Below are 23,057 nucleotides of genomic sequence, written 5' to 3' on the forward strand. Positions count from 1 at the left end.
TGTTTTCGGAAGTTGTGAATGCGGAGCAGATGTCGTTTTTTACGGCTGTTCTCGATTCGCATTTTGCCCGGGTTCCAGCCGTGACACCGCCGCCCGCCGCAGCCGCAAGGCTCGACAGTATTCCCATGCCCGTTCCGGAGAAGAAGCAGCAGGCTCGCCGCGCGCCTGCGCGCGTCGATCATCCCTTCAAGGGCATTGCGCTGGTGTTGCTCTCGACGATCTTCCTCGGCTGCTCCGACGTCACCGCGAAATATCTGTCGACCAGCCTGCCTTCGATCGAGATCACCTGGATCCGCTTCGTCACGTTCGCGCTGCTATTCACGCCCGTGATGCTGCCGGGCTCGCCACTGCATGCGATGCGCACCGAGCGGCTCGGTCTGCAATTGATGCGCGGCGCCGCACTGCTCGGCTCGTCGCTGTTCTTCATCACCGGCCTTGCATTTCTGCCCATCGCCGAAGCCTCCGCCACCGGCTTCGTCTCGCCGCTATTCGTCACCGCACTGTCGATCATCTTCCTGAGCGAGAAGGTCGGCATGCGGCGCTGGATCGCGACCGCGATCGGCTTGACGGGCGTTCTGATCATCCTGAGGCCCGGCACGAGCGCGTTCCATGCCGCCGCATTCTTCCCGATCATCTCGGCGTTCTGCTGGGCCGCCGCGCTGATCCTGACGCGGATGATGAGCGGTCGCGAAGCGGTGCTCACCACCATGGCCTATTCCGCGCTGACCGGCGTTGCGATCCTCAGCGTCATGGTGCCGTTCGTCTGGGTCACGCCGAGCTGGACCGCGATCGGGCTGGGCATCGTGATCGGCGTCGCCTCGACCGTGGGCCAGTGGATCATCGTGCTGGCCTATCGCTACGGCGATGCCTCGGTGCTGGCGCCGTTCTCCTATACGCAGTTGCTCTGGGTCAGCATTCTGGGCTTCTTCATCTTCGGCGAGGTCCCGGATATCTGGACGGTCGTCGGCGCCGCCTTCATCGTCGCCAGCGGTCTTTATATCGCCCATCGCGAGCGGGTGCGCCGCGCCCAGCTGCTGGTGCTGGAAGAGCGGTCCCCGAACCCCTGACGCAAGTTTGCACGTCCTGCTTCGTGCTATCACTCGCTCCAAAGGGGAGGAGCCGGATGCGCGCCGCGATTTTCAGGAACGGTGAGATTGTCGTAGGTCGGATGGCCGAGCCGACGCCGGGCCCCGGCCAGGTTCTGGTCAAGACGCTCGCCTGCGGCATCTGCGGCTCCGACCTGCACGCGCGCCAGCACGCCCATCGCATGGTGGAGATGGCGCGGAAGACCGGGCGCAAGCCGATGGACCTCAGCCGCGACGTCGTGTTCGGCCACGAATTCTGCTGTGAGATCGTCGATTACGGCCCCGGCACATCGCGCAAGCTGAAGCCGGGAACCCAGGTCTGCTCGCTTCCCGCGCTGGTGACGCCGCAGGGCATCGAAGGGATCGGCTATTCCAACGACAATGTCGGTGGCTATGCCGAGGCGATGCTGCTGAGCGAAGCGCTGCTGCTCGAAGTGCCCAACGGCCCCGCGCCGGAGCATGCCGCGCTGACCGAGCCGCTCGCCGTCGGCGTTCATGCCGTCGCCAAAGCCAATATCCGTGGCGGCGAGGTGCCGCTCGTGATCGGCTGCGGCCCGGTCGGACTCGCGGTGATCGCCGCGCTGAAGCTCAAACGGCTGCATCCGATCGTCGCGGCCGACTATTCGCCGGCGCGGCGCGCGCTCGCCGCAAAGCTCGGTGCCGACATCGTCGTCGATCCCCGCACGTCGCAGCCTTACGCGACCTGGGCTGAGCACGCGCAGATGTCGGAGGCTGAGAAGGCGGCGCGGCCGCCGTTCCAGGCCATGCTGCCCGCGCTGAAGCCCGCGATCATCTTCGAATGCGTCGGCGTGCCCGGCCTGTTGCAACAGGTGTTCGAGGGTGCCCCGCGCGATGCACGCATCGTCGTGGTCGGCGTCTGCATGGAGAGCGACAGAAGCGAGCCCATGCTCGGCATCATGAAGGAGCTCAACGTCCAATACGTGCTCGGCTACACCCCGGAGGAGTTTGCTGCGTCGCTGCGCCTGATCGCCGAAGGGCAGGTGGACGCGGCCGCGATGGTCACCGCCGAAGTCGGCCTCGACGGCGTCGCAAAGGCCTTCGCCGATCTCGCCAACCCCGAAGCCCACACCAAGATCATCGTGCAGCCGTGGCGGTAGGAGTGTCAATATTTCGCCGGCACGTACATCTCCGGCGGGACCGGGCCTCGCTGATAGTCGGGATGTCGCACGCGCGGCGGCAGCGTCACCGGAGCCCGCACGACCTCCTGGTACGGGATCTGAGTCAATAGGTGTGCGATGCAGTTGAGCCGGGCGCGCTTCTTGTCCACGGCATCGACGATCCACCACGGGCTATCCGGCAGATGCGTGTGCTCCAGCATCGTCTCCTTGGCCTTGGTGTACGCCTCCCAGCGACTGCGGGACTCGACGTCCATCGGGCTCAGCTTCCACTGCTTCAGGGGATCCTTGATGCGCATGGTGAAGCGGAATTGCTGCTCGTCGTCGGTAATCGAAAACCAGTACTTGACGAGGATGATGCCGGATCGGATCAGCATGCGCTCGAATTCCGGCACGGTCTTGAAGAACTCCTGGTACTCCTCCTCCGAGCAGAAGCCCATCACGCGCTCGACGCCGGCGCGGTTGTACCAGCTGCGATCGAACAGCACGATCTCGCCGCCGGCCGGCAGGTGCGCGACGTAGCGCTGGAAATACCATTGCGTGCGCTCGCGCTCGTTCGGCGCCGGAAGCGCCGCGACGCGGCAGATGCGGGGATTGAGGCGCTGCGTGATGCGCTTGATCACGCCGCCCTTGCCGGCGGCGTCGCGGCCCTCGAACAGCACCACGACCTTCTTCCTCTCGCTCTGCACCCAGTCCTGGAGCTTGATCAACTCGCCCTGGAGGCGGAGCAGTTCCCGGAAATAGAGCCTGCGATCGACCATCGGCCTCAGGGTTCCGGTCTCGTCGAGGAGCTCGTCGAGACGGGTATCATCCATCTCCATCTCCAGTTCCTCGTCGAGATCGTCGGCCATTTCCTGGATGATGCGCTCGCGCTTGGAGATCTCGGATTTGCGATCGGCTGCGGTCATGGGTTCTTCTCTCGGCTCGGATACCAGCACAACGACCATCGGCGGGGTTTGTTGCGCCCATGTGACAACATGCAATCCGGCGGACGCTTGGTTACACCGGCAGCGCGATCGAATATTTCACTTGGCTCAGCGCAAAGCTCGATTCGATCGAGGCAATGCCGTCGAGCCGGGTCAGCTTGGTCTTCAGGAACGCCTCGTAGGAGGCGAGGTCGGCGGCGACGACGCGGAGCAGATAATCGCGGTTCCCGGTCATCAGATAGCATTCCAGCACCTCGTCCCATTTCGAGATGGCGCGGGCAAAGCGGTTGAGATCCTCCTCCTTCTGCCGTGCCAGCTTGATCGAGATGAACACGCTGACATGCAGTCCCAGCGCCTTCTGGTCGACGGTCGCGACATAGCGCGAGATGACGCCGCGCTCCTCCAGGAGCTTGACCCGGCGATGGCAGGGCGAGACCGAGAGGCCGACCTTGTCGGCGAGCTCCTGCATGGTCAGGCGGCTGTCGTTCTGAAGGTGGCTGAGGATCTTGCGGTCGATGGCGTCGAGCTCGGGCATTGGGATGAAACCTGCATTTTGTCCGCTACGTTGGTAAAGTATCCCAATATCGGCGGGTATGGCGCGAAAAATTGAGAAGTTTGACGCACCGCGCAGGCGTATGATCGGTGCATATTTTCCGGAGCATCGCCATGCCCGTTGACCCCGCCCGTCTCGACATCCTGACCGCCCTCAGCCGCAAGGCGCTGTGGCTGTCGTCCTGGACCATCCACCACGCCAACCACATCCGCTCCAATGCGGATGGCCTCAAGGTCGGCGGCCACCAGGCCTCGTCCGCCTCGCTAGCCACCATCATGTCGGCGCTGTACTTCCACGTGCTGCGCCCTGAGGACCGCGTCGCGGTGAAGCCGCATGCGAGCCCGGTGTTCCACGCCATCCAGTATTTGTTCGGCCGGCAGAGCCGCGAGAAGCTGGAGAATTTTCGCGGCTTCAAGGGCGCGCAGTCCTATCCCTCGCGCACTAAGGACGTCGACGACGTCGACTTCTCCACCGGCTCGGTCGGCCTCGGCGTCGCGCAGACGCTGTTCTCTTCGCTGGTGCAGGATTACGTCAAGGCGCATGGCTGGATGAAGGATCGCCGCGAGGGGCGGATGATCGCGCTCGTCGGCGACGCCGAGATGGACGAAGGCAACATCTTCGAGGCGCTCGCGGAGGGCTGGAAGCACGGCCTGCGCAACACCTGGTGGGTGGTCGACTACAACAGGCAGTCGCTCGATGCCGTTGTGCGCGAAGGTCTTTGGGAAAAGTTCGAGACCATGTTCCGCAATTTCGGCTGGGACGTCGTCATCGTGAAATACGGCCGCCTGATGCGCGACGCCTTCGCCGAGCCCGGCGGCGAGGCGCTGAAGACGTGGATCGACAATTGCCCGAATGCGCTCTACGCGGCGCTGTGCTTCCAGGGCGGCGCGGCCTTCCGCAAGCACCTCCATGACGAAATCGGCGACCAGGGCCCGATCACAAAACTGATCGACAAGCGCAGCGACGAGGAGCTGCTGGCGCTGATGTCGAACCTTGGCGGCCACGACATGGCGAGCGTGCTGGAGGCGTTCGATTCCATCGACCACGACCGCCCCGTCTGCTTCATCGCCTACACGATCAAGGGCGTCGGCTTGCCTTTCCAGGGCCACAAGGACAATCACGCCGGCCTGATGACGGTCGCGCAGATGGAGAAATATCGCGACAGCCAGAACATCCGGCCGGGCCACGAATGGGACAAGTTCGAAGGGCTGCCGCAGGATGCGGCCGAGCTCGAGGCCTTCCTCGCGCGGGTGCCGTTCAATCAGGATGGCCGCCGGCTCACGGCGCCCGTCGTCGAGGTGCCGCAACAGCTCGCCTTCAAGCCGTCGCCGCAGATGTCGACCCAGCAGGGCTTTGGCCTCGTGCTGAACGAGATCGCGCGCAGCGACAGCGAGCTCGCCAGGCGCATCGTCACGACCTCGCCGGACGTCACCGTCTCCACCAATCTCGGCCCCTGGGTCAACCGCCGCGGCCTGTTCGCGCGGGCCGAGAAGGCGGACTTGTTCCGCAGCGAGAAAATTCCCTCGACCTACAATTGGGACGCTTCGCCAAAGGGCCAGCATCTGGAGCTCGGCATCGCCGAGATGAACCTGTTCATCATGCTCTCGGCGCTCGGCCTGTCGCACCAGATCAACGGCGAGCGGCTCTTGCCGGTCGGCACGCTCTACGATCCCTTCATCGAGCGCGGCCTCGATGCGCTGAACTACGCCTGCTACCAGGACGCGCGCTTCATGGTGGCGGCGACGCCGTCCGGCATCACGCTCGCGCCCGAAGGCGGCGCGCATCAGTCGATCGCAACGCCCTTGATCGGCATGGCGCAGGACGGCCTGGCCTCGTTCGAGCCGGCCTTCGTCGACGAGCTCGCCGTGATCATGGCTTTCGGCTTCGAGCACATGCAGCGCGAGCCGGGCGAGGGCGGTTCGGTCTATTTGCGCCTCTCCACACGCGCCATCGAGCAGGCGCAGCGGATCATGACACCGGAGCTGCGACAGGGCATCACCGACGGCGCCTATTGGCTGCGCAAGCCGGGCCCGAATGCCGAGGTCGTGATCGCCTATACGGGCGCGGTCGCGCCCGAGGCGATCGAGGCGACCGGCTTCATCGGCGAGAGCCGCCGCGACGTCGGCCTGCTCGCGATCACTTCGGCCGACCGTCTGCATTCGGGGTGGACCGCGGCGCGGAAATTACGGCGCGACCGCCGCGGCGTGCAGCATCTCAGCCACATCGAAAAGCTGCTCGCGCCGCTGCCGCGCGACTGCGGCATCGTGACCGTGATTGACGGCCATCCGTCTGCGCTCGGCTGGCTCGGCAGCGTCCGTGGCCATCGCGTCGAGGCGCTCGGCGTCGAGCAGTTCGGCCAGACCGGCAGCATCGCGGACCTTTATCGGCACTATGGCATCGACGCCAACGCCATCATCGATGCGGCCGAAAGCCTCACCACCGGCGCGCCGGTGCTGCACCGGAAGATGGCGGTGTAGCGGAGGTAACTGCCTCGTCATTCCGGGGCGACGCGCAGCGTCGAGCCCGGAATCCATAACCACGATCGGGAGTATGGATTCCGGGCCCGCGCCAAAAGGCGCGCCCCGGAATGACTGCGGGGCCACCTTGCCACGTTCCCGCCATCGGCTCATATAACCTCCGCTCGCCGCAACGCTGGCCCCGCATATGGCGGGTTCAATTGCCGGCGCTTTCGTGCAAGGATGCTTGCCGAAACGCCCCCTCCAAGCCCCCAAAGAAGAGGTTAACGATGGTCAATCGCATGCAATTCTACATCGACGGCGCCTGGGTCGACCCCGCCGTCAAGAAGTCCACCGCCGTGATCAATCCGGCGACGGAAGAGGCGATGTACGAGGTTGCGCTCGGCTCCAAGGCCGATGTCGACAAGGCGGTCGCCGCCGCCAAGCGCGCCTTCGCGACCTTCTCCCAGACCAGCCGCGAGGAGCGCGTCGCGCTGCTCAGCAAGGTCATCGAGGTCTACAAGGGCCGCCTCAAGGAGATCGGCGCCGCCGTCTCCGACGAGATGGGCGCACCGCTGCCGATGGCGGAGAAGCTGCAGGCCGGCGCCGGCCTCGGCCATCTCATGACCACGCTCGACGTGCTCAAGAACTATCATTTCGAGGAGCCGGTCGGCACCGCCATGGTGCTGCGCGAGCCGATCGGCGTGGTCGGCATGATCACGCCCTGGAACTGGCCGCTGAACCAGATCGCCTGCAAGGTCGCGCCCGCGCTCGCCGCCGGCTGCACCATGATCCTAAAGCCCAGCGAGTTCACGCCGACCTCGGCGCTGATCTTCGCGGAGATCCTCCATGAAGCCGGCGTGCCCAAGGGCGTGTTCAACCTCGTCAACGGCCTCGGCCCCGAGGTCGGCGCCGCCATGAGCGAGCACCCCGACATCGACATGATCTCCTTCACCGGCTCGACCCGCGCCGGCATCGACGTTGCGAAGCGCGCAGCGCCCACCGTGAAGCGCGTCAGCCAGGAGCTCGGCGGCAAGTCGCCGAACGTCATCCTCGAAGGCGCCGACCTCACGAAGGCGGTGACCGGCGGCGTGATGCACATGTTCAACAATTCCGGCCAGTCCTGCAACGCGCCATCGCGCATGATCGTGCCGCTGTCGAAGATGAAGGAAGTCGCCGCGATCGCCAAGGCCGTCGCCGACAAGACCAAGGCCGGTGATCCCCGCGCCGAAGGCACCACCATCGGCCCGGTCGTCAATCGCGGCCAGTGGGACAAGATCCAGGGCCTGATCAAGAAGGGCATCGACGAGGGCGCAACGCTCGTTGCCGGCGGTCCTGGCCTGCCCGAAGGCGTCAACAAGGGCTTCTATGTCCGCCCGACCATCTTCGCCGACGTCACGCCTGACATGACGATCGCGCGCGAAGAGATATTCGGGCCGGTGCTGACCATCATCGGCGCCAAGGACGAGGCCGACGCGGTCAAGATCGCCAATGATACGCCCTATGGCCTCGCCGGTTACGTCACCGGCCCGACGGTCGAGGACGCCAAGCGCGTCGGCCGCCAGATCCGCGCCGGCAACGTCAACCTGCAGGGCGTACCCAACGACCGCACCGCGCCGTTCGGCGGCTACAAGCAGTCCGGTAACGGCCGCGAATGGGGCAAGTTCGGCCTCGAGGACTTCCTCGAAGTGAAGGCGGTCGCGGGCTTCAATGCGGCGTAGTTGATACGGCGCTTGCGCCGCGAGGGGATGCCGGCTTCCAGGGAAGCCGGCATCTTTGCTGTGAGACCAGCCGCTTTACGGCGACAACAGCCCGTCAAATCAAGAAAAGCAAAGGGACGGAACGTGAGAAAACTGATCATCGCATTCGTTGCGCTGCTGGCGCTGTCAGGCGCTGCGCAGGCCCAGACGGTGAAGGATCTGCTCAACACGCTCAGGGCGAAATGGAACGAACCGACCGAGCCGTTCAAGATCATCGACAACGTCTACTATGTCGGCACCAACGGCCTCGCGTCCTACCTGATCACATCGCCACAGGGACATATTCTGGTCGATACCGTGATGCCGGAATCGACGTCGCAGATCAGGACGAGCATCGAGAAGCTCGGCTTCAAGATCAGCGACATCAAGTATCTCATCAACACCCACGCCCATATCGACCACACCGGCGGCTTCGCCGAGTTGAAGCGGGCGAGCGGCGCGCAGATGGTCGCGGGCGAGGCCGACAAGCCGTTGCTCGAAGGCGGCTATTATCCGGGTGCGCAGGAGGAGAAGGCGCTCGACTTTCCGCCGGTGAAAGTCGACCGCACGGTGCGTGAGGGCGAGACCGTCGCGGTCGGCAGCGTCACGCTAACGGCGCGCGAGACGCCCGGCCATTCGCCGGGCTGCACCAGCTGGGCATTCTCGGTGAAGGATGGCGATGCAACACGCTCGGTGTTGATCTTCTGCAGCGGCACCGTCGCGCTGAACCGGCTTGTCGGCAGGCCGACCTATGCCGGCATCGTTGACGACTATCGCAAGACCTTTGCGCGTGCCAAGGACATGAAGGTCGACATCCTGCTGGCTCCTCATCCCGAGATGTACAAGATGGCCGAGAAGCGCGCCAAGCTCGCCGGCGGCGGACCCAATCCGTTCGTCGACCCGGGCGAGTTCAAGGTCTATGCGGCATCGCTGGAAAAGGCGTTCGAAGAGGCGCTCGTCAAGCAGACCGCGGCGGTACAGGAGAAGAAGGGGTAGAGGCGGTCGGTGGTTGGGCGCGCTGTATGTAAAACCTATCCCCCCACAGCACCTTGCGTGTTCACATACAGCGCGTAGATCGACTGGCTCGCGGCCATGAACAGGCGGTTGCGCTTGACGCCGCCGAAGCAGACGTTGGCGCAGCGCTCGGGCAGGGCGATGCGGCCGATCATGACGCCGTCGGGCGCGAACACCACGACGCCATCGAGCTCGGGATCGCCCATGCCCCAGCCGCACCAGAGATTGCCGTCGATGTCGCAGCGCATGCCGTCGGGCGTGCCCGGCCCGGCATCGATATGGATACGCTTGTTCGAGATCGTGGTGCCCTCGGGCGAGACGTCATAGGCGAGGATCTTTCGGTTCGGAACGCCCCGCGATTCCACGACATAGAGGATCTTCTCGTCCGGAGAGAAGCACAGCCCGTTCGGTCCGAGCACACCCTCGGCAACGATCGTCGCCTTGCCGGTCGATGGATCGAGCCGATAGACGTTGGGCTCGATCTCGGGCTCGGCCTTGTAGCCCTCGTAATTGCCGAGCAGGCCGAAGGTCGGGTCGGTGAACCAGATCGAGCCGTCCGATTTGACAACGACATCGTTCGGCGAGTTCAACCGCTTGCCGTTGAATTGATCCATCAGCACGGTGATGCTGCCGTCATACTCGGTGCGCACCACGCGCCGGCCGCCGTGCTCGCAGGTGATCAGCCGGCCCTGCCGGTCTCGCGTGTTGCCGTTGGCAAAATTCGAGGGTTTGCGGAACACGCTGACCGCACCGGTCTCTTCCTCCCATTTGAGGATGCGCTGGTTGGGGATGTCGCTGCACAGCAGATAACGCCCATCGCCGAACCACACCGGCCCCTCGGCCCAGCGCAGGCCGGTCGCCAGCCGCTCCACCGCCGACAGTTTCAGCCAGTATTTTTCGAAGCGGGGATCGAGCGCTTTGATCGCGGGATCGGGGTAATAGGTCGCCGGCCGCCAGCCTGGCCGTTCCTCGGTGTGGGACGATGCCTCATTCATGCCGGTTCTCTCGTTTCGTTCCCTCTGGACAATCCTGCTATCATTAGAGACACGTGACCGCAAATTCGATCACCAACGGCGAGGGACGACATGGCGCGTATTTTGATGACGGGAGCTTCGGGCGGAATCGGCACCAGCCTGCGGAAGCTGTTGCCGCCGATCTACCCGGATCTCCTTCTGTCCGATATCAAGCCGCCGGCCGATCTCGGCCCCGATGAAAAATTCAAGGCCGCGGACCTTGCCGATCTCGCGCAATGCGAGGCGATCTGCGAGGGCGTCGACGGCATTCTCCATTTCGGCGGTTATTCGGTCGAAGGCACCTGGGATCAGATCCTCCAGGCCAACATCATCGGCGGCTACAATCTGTTCGAGGCGGCGTACCGCAAAGGCGTCAAGCGCGTGGTGTTCGCCTCGTCGAACCACGCCGTCGGCTTCTATCCGCGCCATCACAAGATCGGCACCGACGTCACTGCGCGGCCCGACAGTCGCTATGGCGTCAGCAAGGTGTTCGGCGAGGCCGTCGGCGCGCTCTACGCCGACAAGCATGGGATGAAGGTGACGTGCCTTCGCATCGGCAATTTCGGCGACATGCCGCTGGACAAGCGCCGGCTCTCGATCTGGCTCAAGCCGGACGATCTCGTGCAGCTCTGCCGCATCGGGCTCGAGCATCCCGACATCCATTTCGAGATATTCTACGGCGCCTCCTTCAACGAACGCGCCTGGTGGGACAACCATCGCGCCTACGAATTCGGCTATCGCCCCACCGGCCGCGCCGAAGATTTCCGCGAGCACGCCATGGCCGAGCAGGCCAAGCTGAAGCCGGATCCGGTCGGCGATTATTTCCAGGGCGGCACGTTCTGCAGCATGGAGTTCGACGCCGATCCGGGTCGTGTGATCGACTGGAATAAGCGGTAGAGATCGTTCACCGGCCGAGCGTCAACAGCGGCTTGCCGGTCTCGACAATGTAGGTCGCAAGCTCCGCGGCGTTGCCGCTGCCGACATTCTTCACGGCGTGATGCACTCCGTGAGGAATGAGCAGCACGTCGCCGGCTTTCAGGATGACGGGCGGCCTGCCGTCGAGCCGATATTCCAGCTCGCCTTCGATCAGATAGACGAGCTCTTCGCCCGGGTGGCCGTGCCTGACGGCAACGACGCCCGGAGGAAAGTCGACGCGAACCTGGATGACCTCGCGCCCGGGCGCACTCAGCGCTTCCTTCATGAGATGTGTGCGCTTGATGTCGCCCAGTCGTGGCTCTTCGGATCGTGCCGAGAGTGAAGCCAGGCTGATTGCGGCGATCAGCGCCGCCGCAACCACGATTCCACGTTTCGTCATGTGAATGTCCTTTCGGATTGTGCAGGATGTTGTCGGTGAGCGCATCAACCGGCGGCAGCCGCCGGCGTTGCGCGAAAGCTGATGGCCATGCGGTTGTAGGCGTTCATCAGGCTGATCGCGATCGTGAGGTCCACGAGCTCACGTTCTTCGAACACAGCGCGTGCGGCCTGGTATGCCTCGTCGGGCACGCCGGTCTCGGCAACCCGCGTCACCGTCTCCGCCCAGGCCAGGGCAGCCTGTTCGCGTTCGTCAAAGAGATTTCCGGCCTCGCGCCATGCCTGCAGCAGCGCAATCTTCTCGACCTTTTCTCCCTTCTTGAGCAGGTCGCGGGTGTGCATGTCCAGGCAGTAGGCGCAATTGTTGATCTGAGAGATCCGCAGATAAACCAGCTCGATCAGCGTGGCGGAAAGCCGGCTCTGCAGGACGTAGCCGTAGACGCCGCCGAGCGCCTTGATCCCTGCCGGGGCGATCTGGTTATAGTCGAGACGCTTACTCATGTTTCTCTCCTTGACGATGATTCTGCTGGACGGCGGTGGTCGGATCCTTCTCGCTGCTATCGATGGCGAACACCGCGAGCAGCGTGAGCCCCGCCGAGGTTGAATCGTATTTTCATGGCGGGGCTCCTGTTCGAGTTCGGCTATTGCGCTGTGGTGTGAGCTCTCACCTGCGGATGACGGCCTTCAGCGAGTCCGTGAACACCCAGAAGGAAGTGGCGAGCAGGCCGACGTCCTTCAGCAGGAACTGTCCCGGAGCGACCGTGATCGCGGGGGCCCCGAGCTCCGGCACGACGACGCCGGGCGTCGAGATCATGAAGCTCAGCGTGGTGACGAACAGCCCGGCCGACAACAGGCCGCCGGCCGCGGAGTAGATCGGACTGGACAGGCGGAGCGCGATCAGAACCCCGATGCTGAGTTCGACGAAGCCGAGAAAGTTCGAGAAGCCGCGCACCGAGAACAGCGTGTAGAACCACCGCAGCAGCGGGCTGTTCTCGACCAGGGGCACCAGTCCCTGTGCTTCGTAGTCGGTGAATTTCATCCCGCCGAACCAGGCGTAAATGATTGCGAGCGAGGCGTAGAGACCGATCCGGCTGATCGGTTCGGCGTAAGCGAGCAGGCGTTCAGACTGTTCGCGCCAACTGATCGTGCGGCGCAGGGCGATGGATAAGGTGGACGATTGGCTGATGATGCGTGACATGGTGATCTCCGTTTGATGCCGGTTGTTCGCTCACGCATTCACGTGCGTGTGCAGGTTGTAGCGGGGGGCGGGAATGGTGCTCGAGAGCTTGTTCGTCATGGCAAGCCGCGCGCTCTCGTGGCGATCCCACTCCGACTTGTCGGCCAGCGCCGGGATCGTCACGATTTCGCCGAGATCGAGACCGGCGAGAGCGGCGTCGACCAGGTCGTCGGCCGACATGACGATCTCTGCCGGAAGCTGGTGAACCGGCGTGCCCGCGATGTCCCAAAACTCCGTCGCAGTGGCGCCCGGCAGCACGGCCTGAATGCGGATGCCCTTCCCGGCGAGCTCGTGAACGAGTGACTGGGTGAATGCGAGCACGAAAGCTTTCGAGCCGCCGTAGACGCCGTTGAGCAGCTCCGGCGCGATCGCGACGATGGAAGCGATGTTGATGATCGTGCCGTGGCCGCGGGCGATGAATCCGGGCACCGCTGCGTAGGTCAGGCGCGTCAGTGCACCGACGTTGAGACGGATCATGTCTTCCATCTTGTCGATGTCGGAATCGATCAGCGGGGCCGAGGCGCCGACGCCGGCGTTGTTGACCAGCACCGAAATGTCGCCGTTGGTTCTGATGAGTTGCTCGACGCGGCGGAGGTCGGCAGGGGATGTGAGATCGGCTTCCACCGTTTCCACCTTGCGGCCAGTTTCGTTGCCGAGCCTGCGCGCGAGCGATGCGAGCCGCTGCCTGTTGCGCGCAACGAGGATGAGGTCGTGGCCGCGCTTCGCCACGCGATCGGCGTAGATCGCGCCGATTCCGGTCGAAGCTCCGGTGATGAGGGCAGTGCCTGTTCTGGTCTGGGTCATTTTCGTCTCTCCTTCGGATTGGGTGCGGAGAGGAATAGGCACTTCCGGAAATGGTGGGTATCTGGCAAAATCGGGATCTTTCCTTCCAGAATATGGAAGTGTCCCATGGATCGTCTCGAAAGCATGTCGGTGGTCCTGGCGGTGGCGGAGGCGGGCAGCCTGTCTGCCGCCGCGCGCCGTCAAAAAATGCCGTTGGCAACGGTGAGCCGGAAGGTTTCGGAGCTCGAGGAGCACCTCCAGACCAAGCTGTTTCATCGCTCGAGCCGCGCGCTCGTCCCAACGGACGCCGGTCGCTCCTACATCGCCGCGGCCAAGCGAATTCTCGCCGATCTCACCGAAGCCGAGCGCGTTGCCTCCGGCGAATACACCACGCCGCGTGGCGATCTCAGCATCACGACGCTGGTCGCGCTCGGTCGGCTATGCTTGCAGCCGATCCTTGCCGAGTTTCTTGCGGCATTTCCGGAGGTGGATGTTCAGCTCATCTTGCAGGACCGGACGCTTAACCTTCTGGACGAGAACATTGACGTCGCGCTTCGTGTCGGCGATCTCGCCGACAGCGGCCTGATCGCCGTGCGCGTGGGGGAAATTCACCGCGTCGCCTGCGCCAGCCCGTCCTATCTGAAGCTGCGGGGAACGCCGAAGGCTCCCGATGATGTCTCCGCCCACGACTGCATCAGCTATCCTCCGCTTCAATCGCCGGGCACGTGGAGATTCAAACGAGGGCAGACCGAGTATGCAGTGCCGGTGCGGTCGCGCTTCATTGCAAGCAATCTGGAATCGGCCATCGATGCCGCGCGCGCAGGCATCGGGATCACCGTCGTGTTCTCCTATCTGGCGTCGGATGGGCTGAGGTCTGGAGAGCTCGTTGCGGTCCTGCAGGACTTTCAACCGCCGCCGCAGCCGGTCAGCTTCGTCTACTCGCCCAACCGCTTCATGCCGGCGAAGCTGCGAGCGTTTCTCGACTTCGCAGGGCCGCGCCTGAGGGCGCGCTTGGCCGACAGTCCCGGAAAGGTTGCGCCGCGGAGGCCGCGGGCGTAACTGCGGGCCCGCACATCAGAAATGCAGGTTGAGCCGCAACAGCGCTTGGTGCCGCTCGAACTGATCGAGGTTGAGGCTGCGAACGTCGCCGATCGCCTGGCCGGCAACCTGCATCTGCCAGGTGCCGGAGATGCCGACCTGCTTCGAGATGTTGTAGGAGAAGGTTGGGCCAGCAAAGACTGCGTCTCCCAAAAAGCGGTCGAGGCCGCCGCCGTCATAGGCCCGCGCGTAGCGTACGCCGAGGCCGAGCACGAGGTCGGGATGCACTGCGTACGAGATCGCGGCCTGGAGCTGCATCTCGGAATCGTGTCGCCAAAGATTGGTTAGGGTCTCGCGGGTTCCGCCGGTCCCGTACCAGACGTTGAAGGCGGCGAACAGCCTGTCCTTGACCAGCTCGCGATCGAACAGGGCGGCAAATTCTGCGCCATATTGCGCGATGTGCATGCCGCTGCCGTCGTCGATCCGGCTCCAGCCGGGCTGCGCATGGAGAGTCAGCCCAAAGGGCGCGACGGCACGATCGAGCAGCTTGTAGCGCAGTTCGAGCGCCACCCCGCCGAAAGCGAGGTCGCGATGATCGGCAAGTCCCGGAACGCCATTGATGTGATGTCCGGTCAGTGCAAATCCTGGCGCGATCCGGAAGTTGTCCGAGACCGTGTATTTGACCTGATTGAGATTGGCCCAGGCTGCGTAAGTGCCGGAGCGCTTGCCGAATGCGCCGACATTCTCGAACTCGATCTCCATTTCGCCGGGCTTGCCGATGTCGGAGCCCATGCTGAAACCGAAGATGTGCTCGGTGTCGATGTCCGAATGAGCCGACGACAGGTTCTGCGCGGGCTTGGAGGCGGCGTGACTGAACGGGGCGGGAGGCGTACCAGATGTGCGTCCCCGCTTGTCGTCGGCGATGGCCAAGGCGCAGCTCGCCAGCTGACTGGCCACGATCGTTGCCGCCGCTAGGGCGCGCGGGAAGCTCAATATTCCAGACACGAACAAGTCACCTCTAAGCCGAGACCCGCTGATTGGTGGAAGGTCTCGGGCACATACGCCGACCCCTGCAAATGCAAGTCATTCGCAAAAGATTCCACGCAATCGCCGTCGATGCAATTCTTGCGACTCATTCTTAGTTGCGTTCAAATGTCGCAGCTGGACTGAGCTCCAAGGCTGTTGCTGGGTGGGAGGCGGGCCTGGCCGGCATTCGAGGGGGCCAGGACCCAATTGATACCAGACCAGCTGGCGGCACCGACCATGCGAGACCAGTCGGGATCGCGTGCGGTTGACGATGGAGCGGTGCTCGCGCTTGGCGACCGCACGTACCCGCCAGAGCTGTCGACCGCGCTGGCTGCAAGAGGCTGCGAAAAGGACGACCGCCGGGCCGGTCAAGCCGTCGAATCAACCTCTGGCGATGTCCCGGCTCATTTTCTGCAATCGTGCAAAGGCGGCCCACGCGTTTGGATATTGGGCGTCTTTTGAATCGATCGTGAGCAGCGCGCGGCAGGCCTCGTCGATGTCGTCCGCTGAAGGACGCAGGGAGATGTCGCCCGATGATTCCGCCCGCTTCCAGCGATCCTCGACCTGTTTCGCCAGGGCCAGTGCTTCCGAGGCGGTTCGCTTCCGGGTTGGCTTCGCCAGTGCGTGGTCCGGCGGGAATGCGGGCCAGGCGGTGGGAGGCCGATCGGCGCGCCAGTCGCCTTCCTTGGCGGCCTCTCGCCTCGCGGGCGCATTTGCCTGTCCAGGTGCGGCATCAGGCGGAACGGTCCGGCCGGCCAGCTCGCGGATCTGCTGCTCCATTGTCCCGCCGGACGACGATCCCCCCGCCGAGGCCGCAGGCGCTGTCAGGACCGGCGCAATCGACGTCTGCACGTCGGGAGCAATCTTCTGGACGGTCTTGACGACCGCCGACGCGCCGGGCGACAGACCCGGCCGCCGTTGCGCGACCTTGTCGTCCTCAGTGGGGCAGGGCCGGTATCCCGAACGCTGATGCGTCATGCGTCCGTCGTCATCGATGCGGGCAAAATCGATGGCCACGCTGTAGACGAAGGGGGCGTCGATGAACTGTCCGGACTTGTCCCTTGCCTTGACGCCGCCGCAAACATACCTCGCAGCGCCGGCCTCGACTGAACGCAAGGCGCCGAATGTGGCCGTGCCTGGATCGATCAGCGCATGTCGAACGGCTGCGCGAGCTTTCATGTGTTCAGTGGAGAGCGCGCTGATCAGGGCGTCAGGGTTGATGAAATCAGGCTGGTAGTACCACACATACTCGGCGGCAAAAAAAGCTGCGCCGAAAGCCGCTGCGATCAAGACACCGGGTACGTTCATGCTATTTCTCCGGGCAACGGACCCGGCATGGTTGTTATTTTTTTGAGAACCATTTGCGCTAGAGACTTCTAATAAGTCGTTAATCGGTTGTGCGATCGAGGGGGATCTACCAGACGATGGTCCTCGGGGACGGATGAGCCTCGCCGGGTTCATTTGCGCGCCTTGTTGACAATACGGGGCGAGGCGGTACCACCACGACAAAAGCTGAAGGGAGCGCCCTGATGACGAGTGGCTTGCGCAAGGGTCTGACGAGCTATGGCGATGCCGGTTTCTCGCTGTTCCTGCGCAAGGCGTTCATCAAGGCCATGGGCTATTCTGACGACGCGCTGGAGCGCCCGATCGTCGGCATCACCAACACCTATAGCGACTACAATCCCTGCCACGGCAACGTCCCTGACATCATCGAAGCCGCCAAGCGCGGCGTGATGCTGTCGGGCGCGATGCCCTTCGTGTTCCCGACCATCTCGATCGCGGAGAGCTTTGCGCATCCGACCTCGATGTACCTGCGCAATCTGATGGCGATGGACACCGAGGAGATGATCCGCGCCCAGCCGATGGATGCGGTGATCGTGATCGGCGGCTGCGACAAGACGCTGCCGGCGCAGGTGATGGCCGCGATCAGCGCCGACCTGCCGACCGTGGTCATCCCCGTCGGGCCGATGGTGGTCGGTCATCACAAGGGCGAGGTGCTGGGGGCCTGCACCGATTGCCGCCGCCTCTGGGCGAAATATCGCGCCGGCGACATGGACGATGCCGAGATCGAGGCGGTGAACGGCCGGCTGGCGCCATCGGTCGGCACCTGCATGGTGATGGGCACGGCCTCGACCATGGCCTGCATGATCGAGGCGATGGGCCTGTCGCTGCCGATGAGCGCGACGATTCCCGCGCCGCATGCCGAGCGCTTCCGTCTCGCCGAGGCCAGCGGCAAGGTTGCCGCGGAGATGGCCAAGACCAAGGGTCCGAAGCCGAGCGAAGTGTTGACGCCGGCCTCGTTTAGGAACGCGCAAGTCGTGCTGCAGGCGATCGGCGGCTCGACCAACGGCCTGATCCATCTCACCGCAATGGCGCATCGCTCGCCGCACCGGCTCGACCTCGCAGCGTTCGACCAGATCGGCCGCGAGGTGCCGGTGCTGGTCGATCTCAAGCCGTCCGGCGAGCATTATATGGAGCACTTCCACCACGCTGGTGGCGTGCCGAAGCTGCTGGCGCAGCTCGGCGATCTCGTCGACCTCGATGCCAAGACCATCAGCGGCCAGACGTTGCGGGAGATCGCGGCGAATGCGGAGGACGTGCCGGGCCAGGATGCGATTCGTCCGCGTGATAATCCGATCAAGAAGGAGGGCGGCCTCGCCATCCTGCACGGCAATCTCGCCCCGCGCGGCGCGGTCATCAAGCAATCCGCCGCCAGCCCGAAGCTGCTGCAGCACACCGGGCGCGCCGTCGTGTTCGAATCCGTCGAGGACATGACCTTGCGGGTCGACGATCCCGATCTCGACGTCAACGCCGACGACGTGCTGGTGCTGCGCAACGCCGGCCCGAAGGGCGCGCCGGGCATGCCGGAAGCCGGTTATCTGCCGATCCCGAAGAAGCTCGCGCGCGGCGGCATCAAGGACATGGTGCGCATCTCGGATGCGCGCATGAGCGGCACCGCGTTCGGCACCATCGTGCTGCACATCACCCCGGAATCCGCCGTCGGCGGGCCGCTGGCGCTGGTTGAGAACGGCGACATGATCCGCCTCGATGTGGCCAAGCGCAGCATCGAGCTCTTGGTTGACGCCGCCGAGCTGGAGCGGCGCCGCGCTGCGTTGAAGCCGGTGGCCGCGCCGGAAGAGGCGCGGCGCGGCTACGCCTGGCTGTTCAACGAGACCATCCTGCAGGCCGACGAGGGCTGCGATTTCGACTTCATGCAGAGGAATGGCCCCGCGAAGGGCTGAGCCACCGACCGCAGGGGTATCGCATTTGAGAGCTTTCCCTGCGGCCATCCTTCGAGACGCCCGCTTTAGGCGGGCTCCTCAGGATGAGGACGGAGTGCGCGGCTACAGTTTCAACGGGCGCTGACGCTGATTAGCCTCATCCTGAGGAGGCGCGTCAGCGCCGTCTCGAAGGATGAGGCGTGCGCGCAGGCCGCCGCCCTGCCACCGATCGTGTGGCCGCTACTTGCTCTTGCTCGTGAACTTCTTCACGGCGGTGCGGAACGCTTCCGTGTTCATTGCCATGATGATCTTGTGCTCCTCGGCATCGAGCTGCTGCTTCACCGGCGTGGTCGCCGCTTGATAGACCAGCTGCTTGGTGCCGGCGATTGAAGCCGGCGGGTTCTGCGCGAGACGCTCGGCAAGTTTTCGCGTCGCGGTCTTCAGCTCGGCGGCAGGAGCGACCTTCGCGACCAGGCCCCATTCATAGGCCTGCTGCGCGGTAAAATTATCCTCGGCGAGAAAGATCTGCAGCGCCCGGCGGGAGCCGACCGTGCCGACGATGCCGACCGTCGAGCCGCCGTCCGGCGACACCCCGATCTTGGCATAGGCCGGCGTGAACTTGGCATCGTCAGCGGCGATGCAGAGATCGGTGACGAAAGCGAGGCCCATGCCGGCGCCGGCCGCCGAGCCGTGCACGCTCGACAGCGAGATCTTCGGCATGCGCCTGATGATCTCGATGAAGGCGTGATAGTGCTTCAATAGCTCGCCGACGACTGAAGTCACCGTGCCGGCTTCGGCGGCGGCCCCGATCGTCTGCAGATCACCGCCGGCGCAGAACGCGCGGCCTTCGCCTTCGAGCACCACGACGCGGATGTCGTCGGCTCCTTCGAGATAGGCCGCGAGCTGCTCGAGCTTCTGCGCAATCGCAAGGTCGATTGCGTTGAACGCGGCAGGGCGGTTCAGCGTGATGGTCGCGATCGGGCCGTCGACCTTGAGCAGGGCGGGATCGTCGGGCTTTGAGACGGGAGCGGTCATCTTAAATTCTCCGGCAGGAGGTCGAGGCTCGAACTAAATCGCAGAAGGGCAGGGGTGACAATCCCCGAACCACCGCTCTTGCGCCGGGCGGAACGATAGGCTCAAATGGAGCCGCTTTCGCCAAGGGACGGACACGAGCGCCGGCTCCTCGCAAGGCCAGCAAGCAAAATCAGCGAGAGAGGAGGCGGCATGGGTCACGCTCGTGTCTTCCGGAAATGGGCTGTCCGATGACTGGCCCGGTGATCATCGTCGGTGCCGGCCATGGCGGCTACCAGATCGCGGCATCGCTGCGCCAGGCCGGCTTTGCCGAGCGCATCTGCCTGATCAATGACGAGCCGCATCTGCCCTATCAGCGGCCGCCGCTGTCCAAGGCCTACATCAAGGGCTCCGCGGGCCCGGAGAGCCTGATGTTCAGGCCTGAGAAGTTTTACCAGGACCAGAGCATCGAACTGATCGCCGGCCGCGCCGCCTCGATCGACCGCGCCGCGCGTAAGGTGCATCTCGCATCCGGCGAGACGCTGGACTATTGGCACCTCGTGCTGGCGACCGGCGCGCGCAATCGCCTGCTCGATTTGCCCAATGCCAATCTGCCCGACGTGAAATATCTGCGCATTCTCGATGACAGCGAGGCGCTGCGCGCGATCATGCCGTCGAAGACGCGCGCCGTGATCATCGGCGCCGGCTTCATCGGCCTCGAATTCGCCGCGACCGCCCGCATCAAGGGCCTCGAGGTCGACGTGCTCGAGCTCGCCCCGCGTGTGATGGCGCGGGCGGTGACGGCGGAGGTCTCCGAATATTTTCAGGCGCGCCACCGCGAGGCCGGCATCCGTATCCATCTCGGTGTGCAGGCGACCTCGATCGAAGCCGAGGCCGGCAAGGTCACCGGCGTGTCCTTGAGCGACGGGCGGCATCTGCCGGCCGACCTCGTCGTGGTCGGCGTCGGCGTGCTGCCGAACATCGAACTCGCGGCCGAGGCAGGGCTGCCGGTCGCCGCCGGCATCATCGTCGATGAATATCTGTCGACGGCTGATCCCAACATTTCGGCCATTGGCGATTGCGCGCTGTTCGCAAGCCCGCGCTTCGGCGGATCGCTGCGGCTGGAATCGGTGCAGAACGCCACCGATCAGGCCCGCTGCCTCGCAGCAAAGCTGACCGGGGATAAGAAACCGTACGACAGCCATCCCTGGTTCTGGAGCGATCAGGGCGACGACAAGCTCCAGATCGCGGGGCTGACGACCGGCTACGACCGCGTCGTGCTGCGCGGCGATCCCGCCAAGAAGGCATTCTCGGCGTTCTGCTATCACGGCGACAAGCTGCTCGGAATCGAATCCATCAACCGCGCCGGCGATCACATGTTCGGCCGGAGATTGCAGGCTATGGACCGCTCCATCACGCCGGAGCAGGCCGCGGACGAGAGCTTCGACCTCAAGAGCGCGCTGGCATGAAGTTCTTCTCCCTCTCCCCGTTCTTACGGGGAGAGGGCTGGGGTGAGGGGCTTTCTCCGCGCATAGGATGGCAGTCGGACTCGCGGAGAGTCCCCCTCACCCGGAATTTGCTCTCGCAAATTCCGACCTCTCCCCGCAAGCGGGGAGAGGCGAAGAGGCCTCTACAGTATCGCCGCCACTTCCGCCCCCGTCGGCATCGACGGTCCGGCGCCCATGCGCTGCACACTGATCGAGGCGGCGGCATTGGCGAACGTCAGCGCCTCACGCAAGGGCGCGCCATCAGCGAGTTGCGCGGCGAGCGCGCCGACGAAGCAGTCGCCGGCGCCGGTGGTGTCGAGTGCCTTCACCACACGGCCGGCCACCGAGATCTCCTCGTGCCCGGCGAGCGCGAGCACGCCGCGCTTGCCGAGCGTGACGCAGATGGTCTGGTCCTCGCGCGCCTGAAGTTTTCGCGCGACATCGATGATGCGGTCGGCCGCGTCGCTCTCGGAGAGCTCAACGCCGGCGAGGAAGCCGAGCTCGGTTTCGTTCAGCACGAGGATGTCGACCAGCGCCAGCAGCTCGCCCGGCATCTTCTGCGCCGGCGCCGGGTTCAGCACGGTCACTGCCCCCGCCGCGCGGGCGCGGTGGAAGAAGGCAGCGATCGTCGGCAGCGGAATCTCGAACTGGCTGACGGCGACGTCGCCCTTCAGCAGCGGCACGACCTTGACGTCATCAGCGCCGACCAGCCCGTTCGCTCCGGGAACGACGACGATGGTGTTGTCGGCCTCGGCCACCGTGATGATGGCCGTCCCGGTGTGCGCCTCGGCCGTCTCCACGACATAGCCGAGGTCGATGCCCTGGTCGCCGAGAAAGGCCTTCAGCTCAGCGCCCAACGAATCCCTGCCCAGCCGCCCGATCAGCGTGGTCCGCGCCCCTAACCGCGAGGCCGCGACCGCCTGGTTCGCGCCCTTGCCGCCTGGGAAATACAGGACCTGGCGGCCGGCGACGGTCTCGCCGACGCGCGGATGGCGATCGGCCGTGGCCACCACATCCATGTTGATGCTGCCGGCAACGAAGACCCGCCCCATCTCTTTCTAGACCCTGACCTCGAACTCGTGCCTGACCTTGGCGATATCGACCAGCGTCGGCAAGCCGGCCTCGTTGCCGAGGCGCTGGATCTTGTAGGTCGAGGCGGCGCGGGCAAAGTCGAAATGCTCGCGCCAGCTTTTGCCGGGATGGGCGAGGTAGGAATAGACATAGGCGCCGTGGAAGACGTCGCCAGCGCCGTTGGTGTCGATCACGCGCTCGCGCGGGATCGGCATCGCCGGCATCACTTGCACCGTCCCGGTTTCGTCGTACCAGAACAGGCCCTTCTCGCCCATGGTGACGCCGCCGATCTTGCAGCCGCGGCTCTTGAGATAGTCGAGCATCTTCTCCGGCGTCAGATCCATCTGCTCGCACAGGCGCTCGGCGACGATGGCGACGTCGATGAATTCCAGCAGCTCATGGGTGTTGGTGCGCAGGCCGCCGCCGTCGAGCGAGGTCAGGATGCCGGCCTCGCGGCACACTTTGGCGTAGTGGATGGCGGCATCCGGCTGGTGGCCGTCGATATGCAGCGCGCGGCAGCCGCCGAGATTGAGCATCGGAAAGGGGTGGATGTGCTCGTCGTCGCGGCAGCGGACGATGGCGCGCTTGCCGTCCTTGGGCATGATGAAGGAGAGCGAGGACTGGTTGACCTTGCGCCCATGCAGCGAGATGCCGTACTTCGCGCACATGTCCTGGAACATGCGCCCCAGCCAGTCATTGGCTGCGGTCGCGATCAGGTCCGGCACGATGCCGAGCTTGGCGCAGCAGAACGCCGCCGTCACCGCATTGCCGCCGAAGGAGACCGCGTAGTCACGCGCCACGTGCTTCTCGTCGCCGGTCGGCATGTGGTCGGTGATGAAGACGACGTCGATATAGGTCTGTCCGATGAAGAGAGCCTGCATTGCTTGTCCGTAATGCGCTTGTGGTCCCGGCCGGCGAGATTACTCTAGCACCGGTTCCGCTCCGGAGGG

21 protein-coding genes are annotated in these 23,057 nt (G+C 64.6%); 9 read left to right on the top strand and 12 right to left on the bottom strand.

The features are described from left to right. The first annotated feature begins 125 nt into the window (after positions 1 to 125). Positions 126 to 1,067, top strand: a complete 942-nt coding sequence (locus tag I6F37_RS21720) for a DMT family transporter (protein ID WP_057027221.1) — start codon at positions 126 to 128, stop codon at positions 1,065 to 1,067. Positions 1,068 to 1,123: 56 nt separating this feature from the next. Then, positions 1,124 to 2,203 carry a zinc-binding dehydrogenase gene (locus I6F37_RS21725; protein WP_036004594.1) on the top strand — a complete coding sequence of 360 codons (1,080 nt, stop codon included), beginning with the start codon at positions 1,124 to 1,126 and terminating at the stop codon, positions 2,201 to 2,203. Between the two features lie 5 nt (positions 2,204 to 2,208). On the opposite strand, the gene ppk2 is transcribed toward I6F37_RS21725, so the two are convergent. Further along, positions 2,209 to 3,129 (bottom strand): polyphosphate kinase 2, encoded by a 921-nt coding sequence (gene ppk2 / locus I6F37_RS21730; RefSeq protein WP_036004675.1) that lies wholly within the window; start codon positions 3,127 to 3,129, stop codon positions 2,209 to 2,211. 91 nt (positions 3,130 to 3,220) lie between these two features. Continuing rightward, positions 3,221 to 3,682, bottom strand: a complete 462-nt coding sequence (locus I6F37_RS21735; RefSeq protein ID WP_036004597.1) for an Lrp/AsnC family transcriptional regulator — start codon at positions 3,680 to 3,682, stop codon at positions 3,221 to 3,223. 131 nt (positions 3,683 to 3,813) lie between these two features. Here I6F37_RS21735 and I6F37_RS21740 point away from each other — a divergent pair, with 131 nt between their 5' ends. From I6F37_RS21740 to bla, 3 genes are all read left to right on the top strand, one after another. Next, positions 3,814 to 6,177: a transketolase gene (locus I6F37_RS21740; protein ID WP_036004600.1), complete on the top strand. Its 2,364-nt coding sequence runs from the start codon at positions 3,814 to 3,816 to the stop codon at positions 6,175 to 6,177. Between the two features lie 269 nt (positions 6,178 to 6,446). Beyond that, positions 6,447 to 7,877, top strand: a complete 1,431-nt coding sequence (locus tag I6F37_RS21745; RefSeq protein ID WP_025034832.1) for an aldehyde dehydrogenase family protein — start codon at positions 6,447 to 6,449, stop codon at positions 7,875 to 7,877. A 123-nt stretch (positions 7,878 to 8,000) separates the two neighbouring features. Further along, on the top strand, positions 8,001 to 8,891 hold the full coding sequence (bla, locus tag I6F37_RS21750) for a subclass B3 metallo-beta-lactamase (protein WP_036004611.1): 891 nt from the start codon (positions 8,001 to 8,003) through the stop codon (positions 8,889 to 8,891). A 35-nt stretch (positions 8,892 to 8,926) separates the two neighbouring features. Here bla and I6F37_RS21755 read toward each other — a convergent pair whose 3' ends face one another. Beyond that, entirely contained in the window at positions 8,927 to 9,904 is a 978-nt protein-coding gene (locus I6F37_RS21755; RefSeq protein WP_036004614.1) for an SMP-30/gluconolactonase/LRE family protein, read from the bottom strand. Positions 9,905 to 9,994: 90 nt separating this feature from the next. Here I6F37_RS21755 and I6F37_RS21760 point away from each other — a divergent pair, with 90 nt between their 5' ends. After that, the gene (locus tag I6F37_RS21760; RefSeq protein ID WP_036004617.1) at positions 9,995 to 10,819 is read left to right on the top strand and encodes an NAD(P)-dependent oxidoreductase; all 825 of its coding nucleotides are present in this window, start codon (positions 9,995 to 9,997) and stop codon (positions 10,817 to 10,819) included. Positions 10,820 to 10,826: 7 nt separating this feature from the next. Here the strand turns inward: I6F37_RS21760 and I6F37_RS21765 are convergent, their stop codons facing one another. The 4 genes from I6F37_RS21765 to I6F37_RS21780 form a co-directional block, all read right to left on the bottom strand. After that, positions 10,827 to 11,237 carry a cupin domain-containing protein gene (locus tag I6F37_RS21765; RefSeq protein WP_225152634.1) on the bottom strand — a complete coding sequence of 137 codons (411 nt, stop codon included), beginning with the start codon at positions 11,235 to 11,237 and terminating at the stop codon, positions 10,827 to 10,829. Between the two features lie 44 nt (positions 11,238 to 11,281). Continuing rightward, positions 11,282 to 11,734, bottom strand: coding sequence for a carboxymuconolactone decarboxylase family protein (locus tag I6F37_RS21770; RefSeq protein WP_225152636.1), 453 nt, complete (start codon positions 11,732 to 11,734; stop codon positions 11,282 to 11,284). A gap of 163 nt (positions 11,735 to 11,897) precedes the next feature. Further along, a complete protein-coding gene (locus tag I6F37_RS21775; protein WP_225152638.1) occupies positions 11,898 to 12,431 on the bottom strand; it encodes a YkgB family protein in 534 nt (177 codons plus the stop codon). Between the two features lie 30 nt (positions 12,432 to 12,461). Further along, positions 12,462 to 13,274, bottom strand: coding sequence for an SDR family oxidoreductase (locus I6F37_RS21780; protein WP_225152640.1), 813 nt, complete (start codon positions 13,272 to 13,274; stop codon positions 12,462 to 12,464). Between I6F37_RS21780 and I6F37_RS21785 the strand changes: the two genes are divergently transcribed. Next, positions 13,182 to 14,312: a LysR family transcriptional regulator gene (locus I6F37_RS21785; protein WP_368736792.1), complete on the top strand. Its 1,131-nt coding sequence runs from the start codon at positions 13,182 to 13,184 to the stop codon at positions 14,310 to 14,312. The two genes, I6F37_RS21780 and I6F37_RS21785, sit on opposite strands and share 93 nt — an antisense overlap. A gap of 15 nt (positions 14,313 to 14,327) precedes the next feature. On the opposite strand, the gene I6F37_RS21790 is transcribed toward I6F37_RS21785, so the two are convergent. After that, on the bottom strand, positions 14,328 to 15,248 hold the full coding sequence (locus I6F37_RS21790; RefSeq protein WP_368736793.1) for a transporter: 921 nt from the start codon (positions 15,246 to 15,248) through the stop codon (positions 14,328 to 14,330). 450 nt (positions 15,249 to 15,698) lie between these two features. After that, positions 15,699 to 16,625: a hypothetical protein gene (locus I6F37_RS21795; RefSeq protein WP_225112651.1), complete on the bottom strand. Its 927-nt coding sequence runs from the start codon at positions 16,623 to 16,625 to the stop codon at positions 15,699 to 15,701. Between the two features lie 221 nt (positions 16,626 to 16,846). Between I6F37_RS21795 and I6F37_RS21800 the strand changes: the two genes are divergently transcribed. Beyond that, positions 16,847 to 18,559 (top strand): IlvD/Edd family dehydratase, encoded by a 1,713-nt coding sequence (locus I6F37_RS21800; RefSeq protein ID WP_225139604.1) that lies wholly within the window; start codon positions 16,847 to 16,849, stop codon positions 18,557 to 18,559. A 219-nt stretch (positions 18,560 to 18,778) separates the two neighbouring features. Here the strand turns inward: I6F37_RS21800 and I6F37_RS21805 are convergent, their stop codons facing one another. Further along, entirely contained in the window at positions 18,779 to 19,573 is a 795-nt protein-coding gene (locus I6F37_RS21805) for an enoyl-CoA hydratase/isomerase family protein (protein WP_225152643.1), read from the bottom strand. Between the two features lie 227 nt (positions 19,574 to 19,800). Between I6F37_RS21805 and I6F37_RS21810 the strand changes: the two genes are divergently transcribed. Then, entirely contained in the window at positions 19,801 to 21,018 is a 1,218-nt protein-coding gene (locus I6F37_RS21810; protein WP_036004678.1) for an NAD(P)/FAD-dependent oxidoreductase, read from the top strand. A gap of 161 nt (positions 21,019 to 21,179) precedes the next feature. Here I6F37_RS21810 and I6F37_RS21815 read toward each other — a convergent pair whose 3' ends face one another. Further along, positions 21,180 to 22,088 carry a ribokinase gene (locus I6F37_RS21815; RefSeq protein WP_036043086.1) on the bottom strand — a complete coding sequence of 303 codons (909 nt, stop codon included), beginning with the start codon at positions 22,086 to 22,088 and terminating at the stop codon, positions 21,180 to 21,182. Between the two features lie 6 nt (positions 22,089 to 22,094). Continuing rightward, positions 22,095 to 22,988 (bottom strand): sugar kinase, encoded by an 894-nt coding sequence (locus tag I6F37_RS21820; RefSeq protein ID WP_036025837.1) that lies wholly within the window; start codon positions 22,986 to 22,988, stop codon positions 22,095 to 22,097. Positions 22,989 to 23,057: the final 69 nt, after the last annotated feature.

Source organism: Bradyrhizobium sp. NBAIM08 (assembly GCF_020193935.1).
Taxonomy (GTDB): domain Bacteria; phylum Pseudomonadota; class Alphaproteobacteria; order Rhizobiales; family Xanthobacteraceae; genus Bradyrhizobium; species Bradyrhizobium yuanmingense.

Coding starts and splice junctions, on each gene's coding strand:
- I6F37_RS21720 (WP_057027221.1), top strand. CDS start 126: ATGCCCGTTCCGGAGAAGAAGCAGCAGGCTCGCCGCGCGCCTGCGCGC.
- I6F37_RS21725 (WP_036004594.1), top strand. CDS start 1,124: ATGCGCGCCGCGATTTTCAGGAACGGTGAGATTGTCGTAGGTCGGATG.
- ppk2 (WP_036004675.1), bottom strand. CDS start 3,129: ATGACCGCAGCCGATCGCAAATCCGAGATCTCCAAGCGCGAGCGCATC.
- I6F37_RS21735 (WP_036004597.1), bottom strand. CDS start 3,682: ATGCCCGAGCTCGACGCCATCGACCGCAAGATCCTCAGCCACCTTCAG.
- I6F37_RS21740 (WP_036004600.1), top strand. CDS start 3,814: ATGCCCGTTGACCCCGCCCGTCTCGACATCCTGACCGCCCTCAGCCGC.
- I6F37_RS21745 (WP_025034832.1), top strand. CDS start 6,447: ATGGTCAATCGCATGCAATTCTACATCGACGGCGCCTGGGTCGACCCC.
- I6F37_RS21755 (WP_036004614.1), bottom strand. CDS start 9,904: ATGAATGAGGCATCGTCCCACACCGAGGAACGGCCAGGCTGGCGGCCG.
- I6F37_RS21760 (WP_036004617.1), top strand. CDS start 9,995: ATGGCGCGTATTTTGATGACGGGAGCTTCGGGCGGAATCGGCACCAGC.
- I6F37_RS21765 (WP_225152634.1), bottom strand. CDS start 11,237: ATGACGAAACGTGGAATCGTGGTTGCGGCGGCGCTGATCGCCGCAATC.
- I6F37_RS21770 (WP_225152636.1), bottom strand. CDS start 11,734: ATGAGTAAGCGTCTCGACTATAACCAGATCGCCCCGGCAGGGATCAAG.
- I6F37_RS21775 (WP_225152638.1), bottom strand. CDS start 12,431: ATGTCACGCATCATCAGCCAATCGTCCACCTTATCCATCGCCCTGCGC.
- I6F37_RS21780 (WP_225152640.1), bottom strand. CDS start 13,274: ATGACCCAGACCAGAACAGGCACTGCCCTCATCACCGGAGCTTCGACC.
- I6F37_RS21795 (WP_225112651.1), bottom strand. CDS start 16,625: ATGAACGTACCCGGTGTCTTGATCGCAGCGGCTTTCGGCGCAGCTTTT.
- I6F37_RS21800 (WP_225139604.1), top strand. CDS start 16,847: ATGACGAGTGGCTTGCGCAAGGGTCTGACGAGCTATGGCGATGCCGGT.
- I6F37_RS21805 (WP_225152643.1), bottom strand. CDS start 19,573: ATGACCGCTCCCGTCTCAAAGCCCGACGATCCCGCCCTGCTCAAGGTC.
- I6F37_RS21810 (WP_036004678.1), top strand. CDS start 19,801: ATGACTGGCCCGGTGATCATCGTCGGTGCCGGCCATGGCGGCTACCAG.
- I6F37_RS21815 (WP_036043086.1), bottom strand. CDS start 22,088: ATGGGGCGGGTCTTCGTTGCCGGCAGCATCAACATGGATGTGGTGGCC.
- I6F37_RS21820 (WP_036025837.1), bottom strand. CDS start 22,988: ATGCAGGCTCTCTTCATCGGACAGACCTATATCGACGTCGTCTTCATC.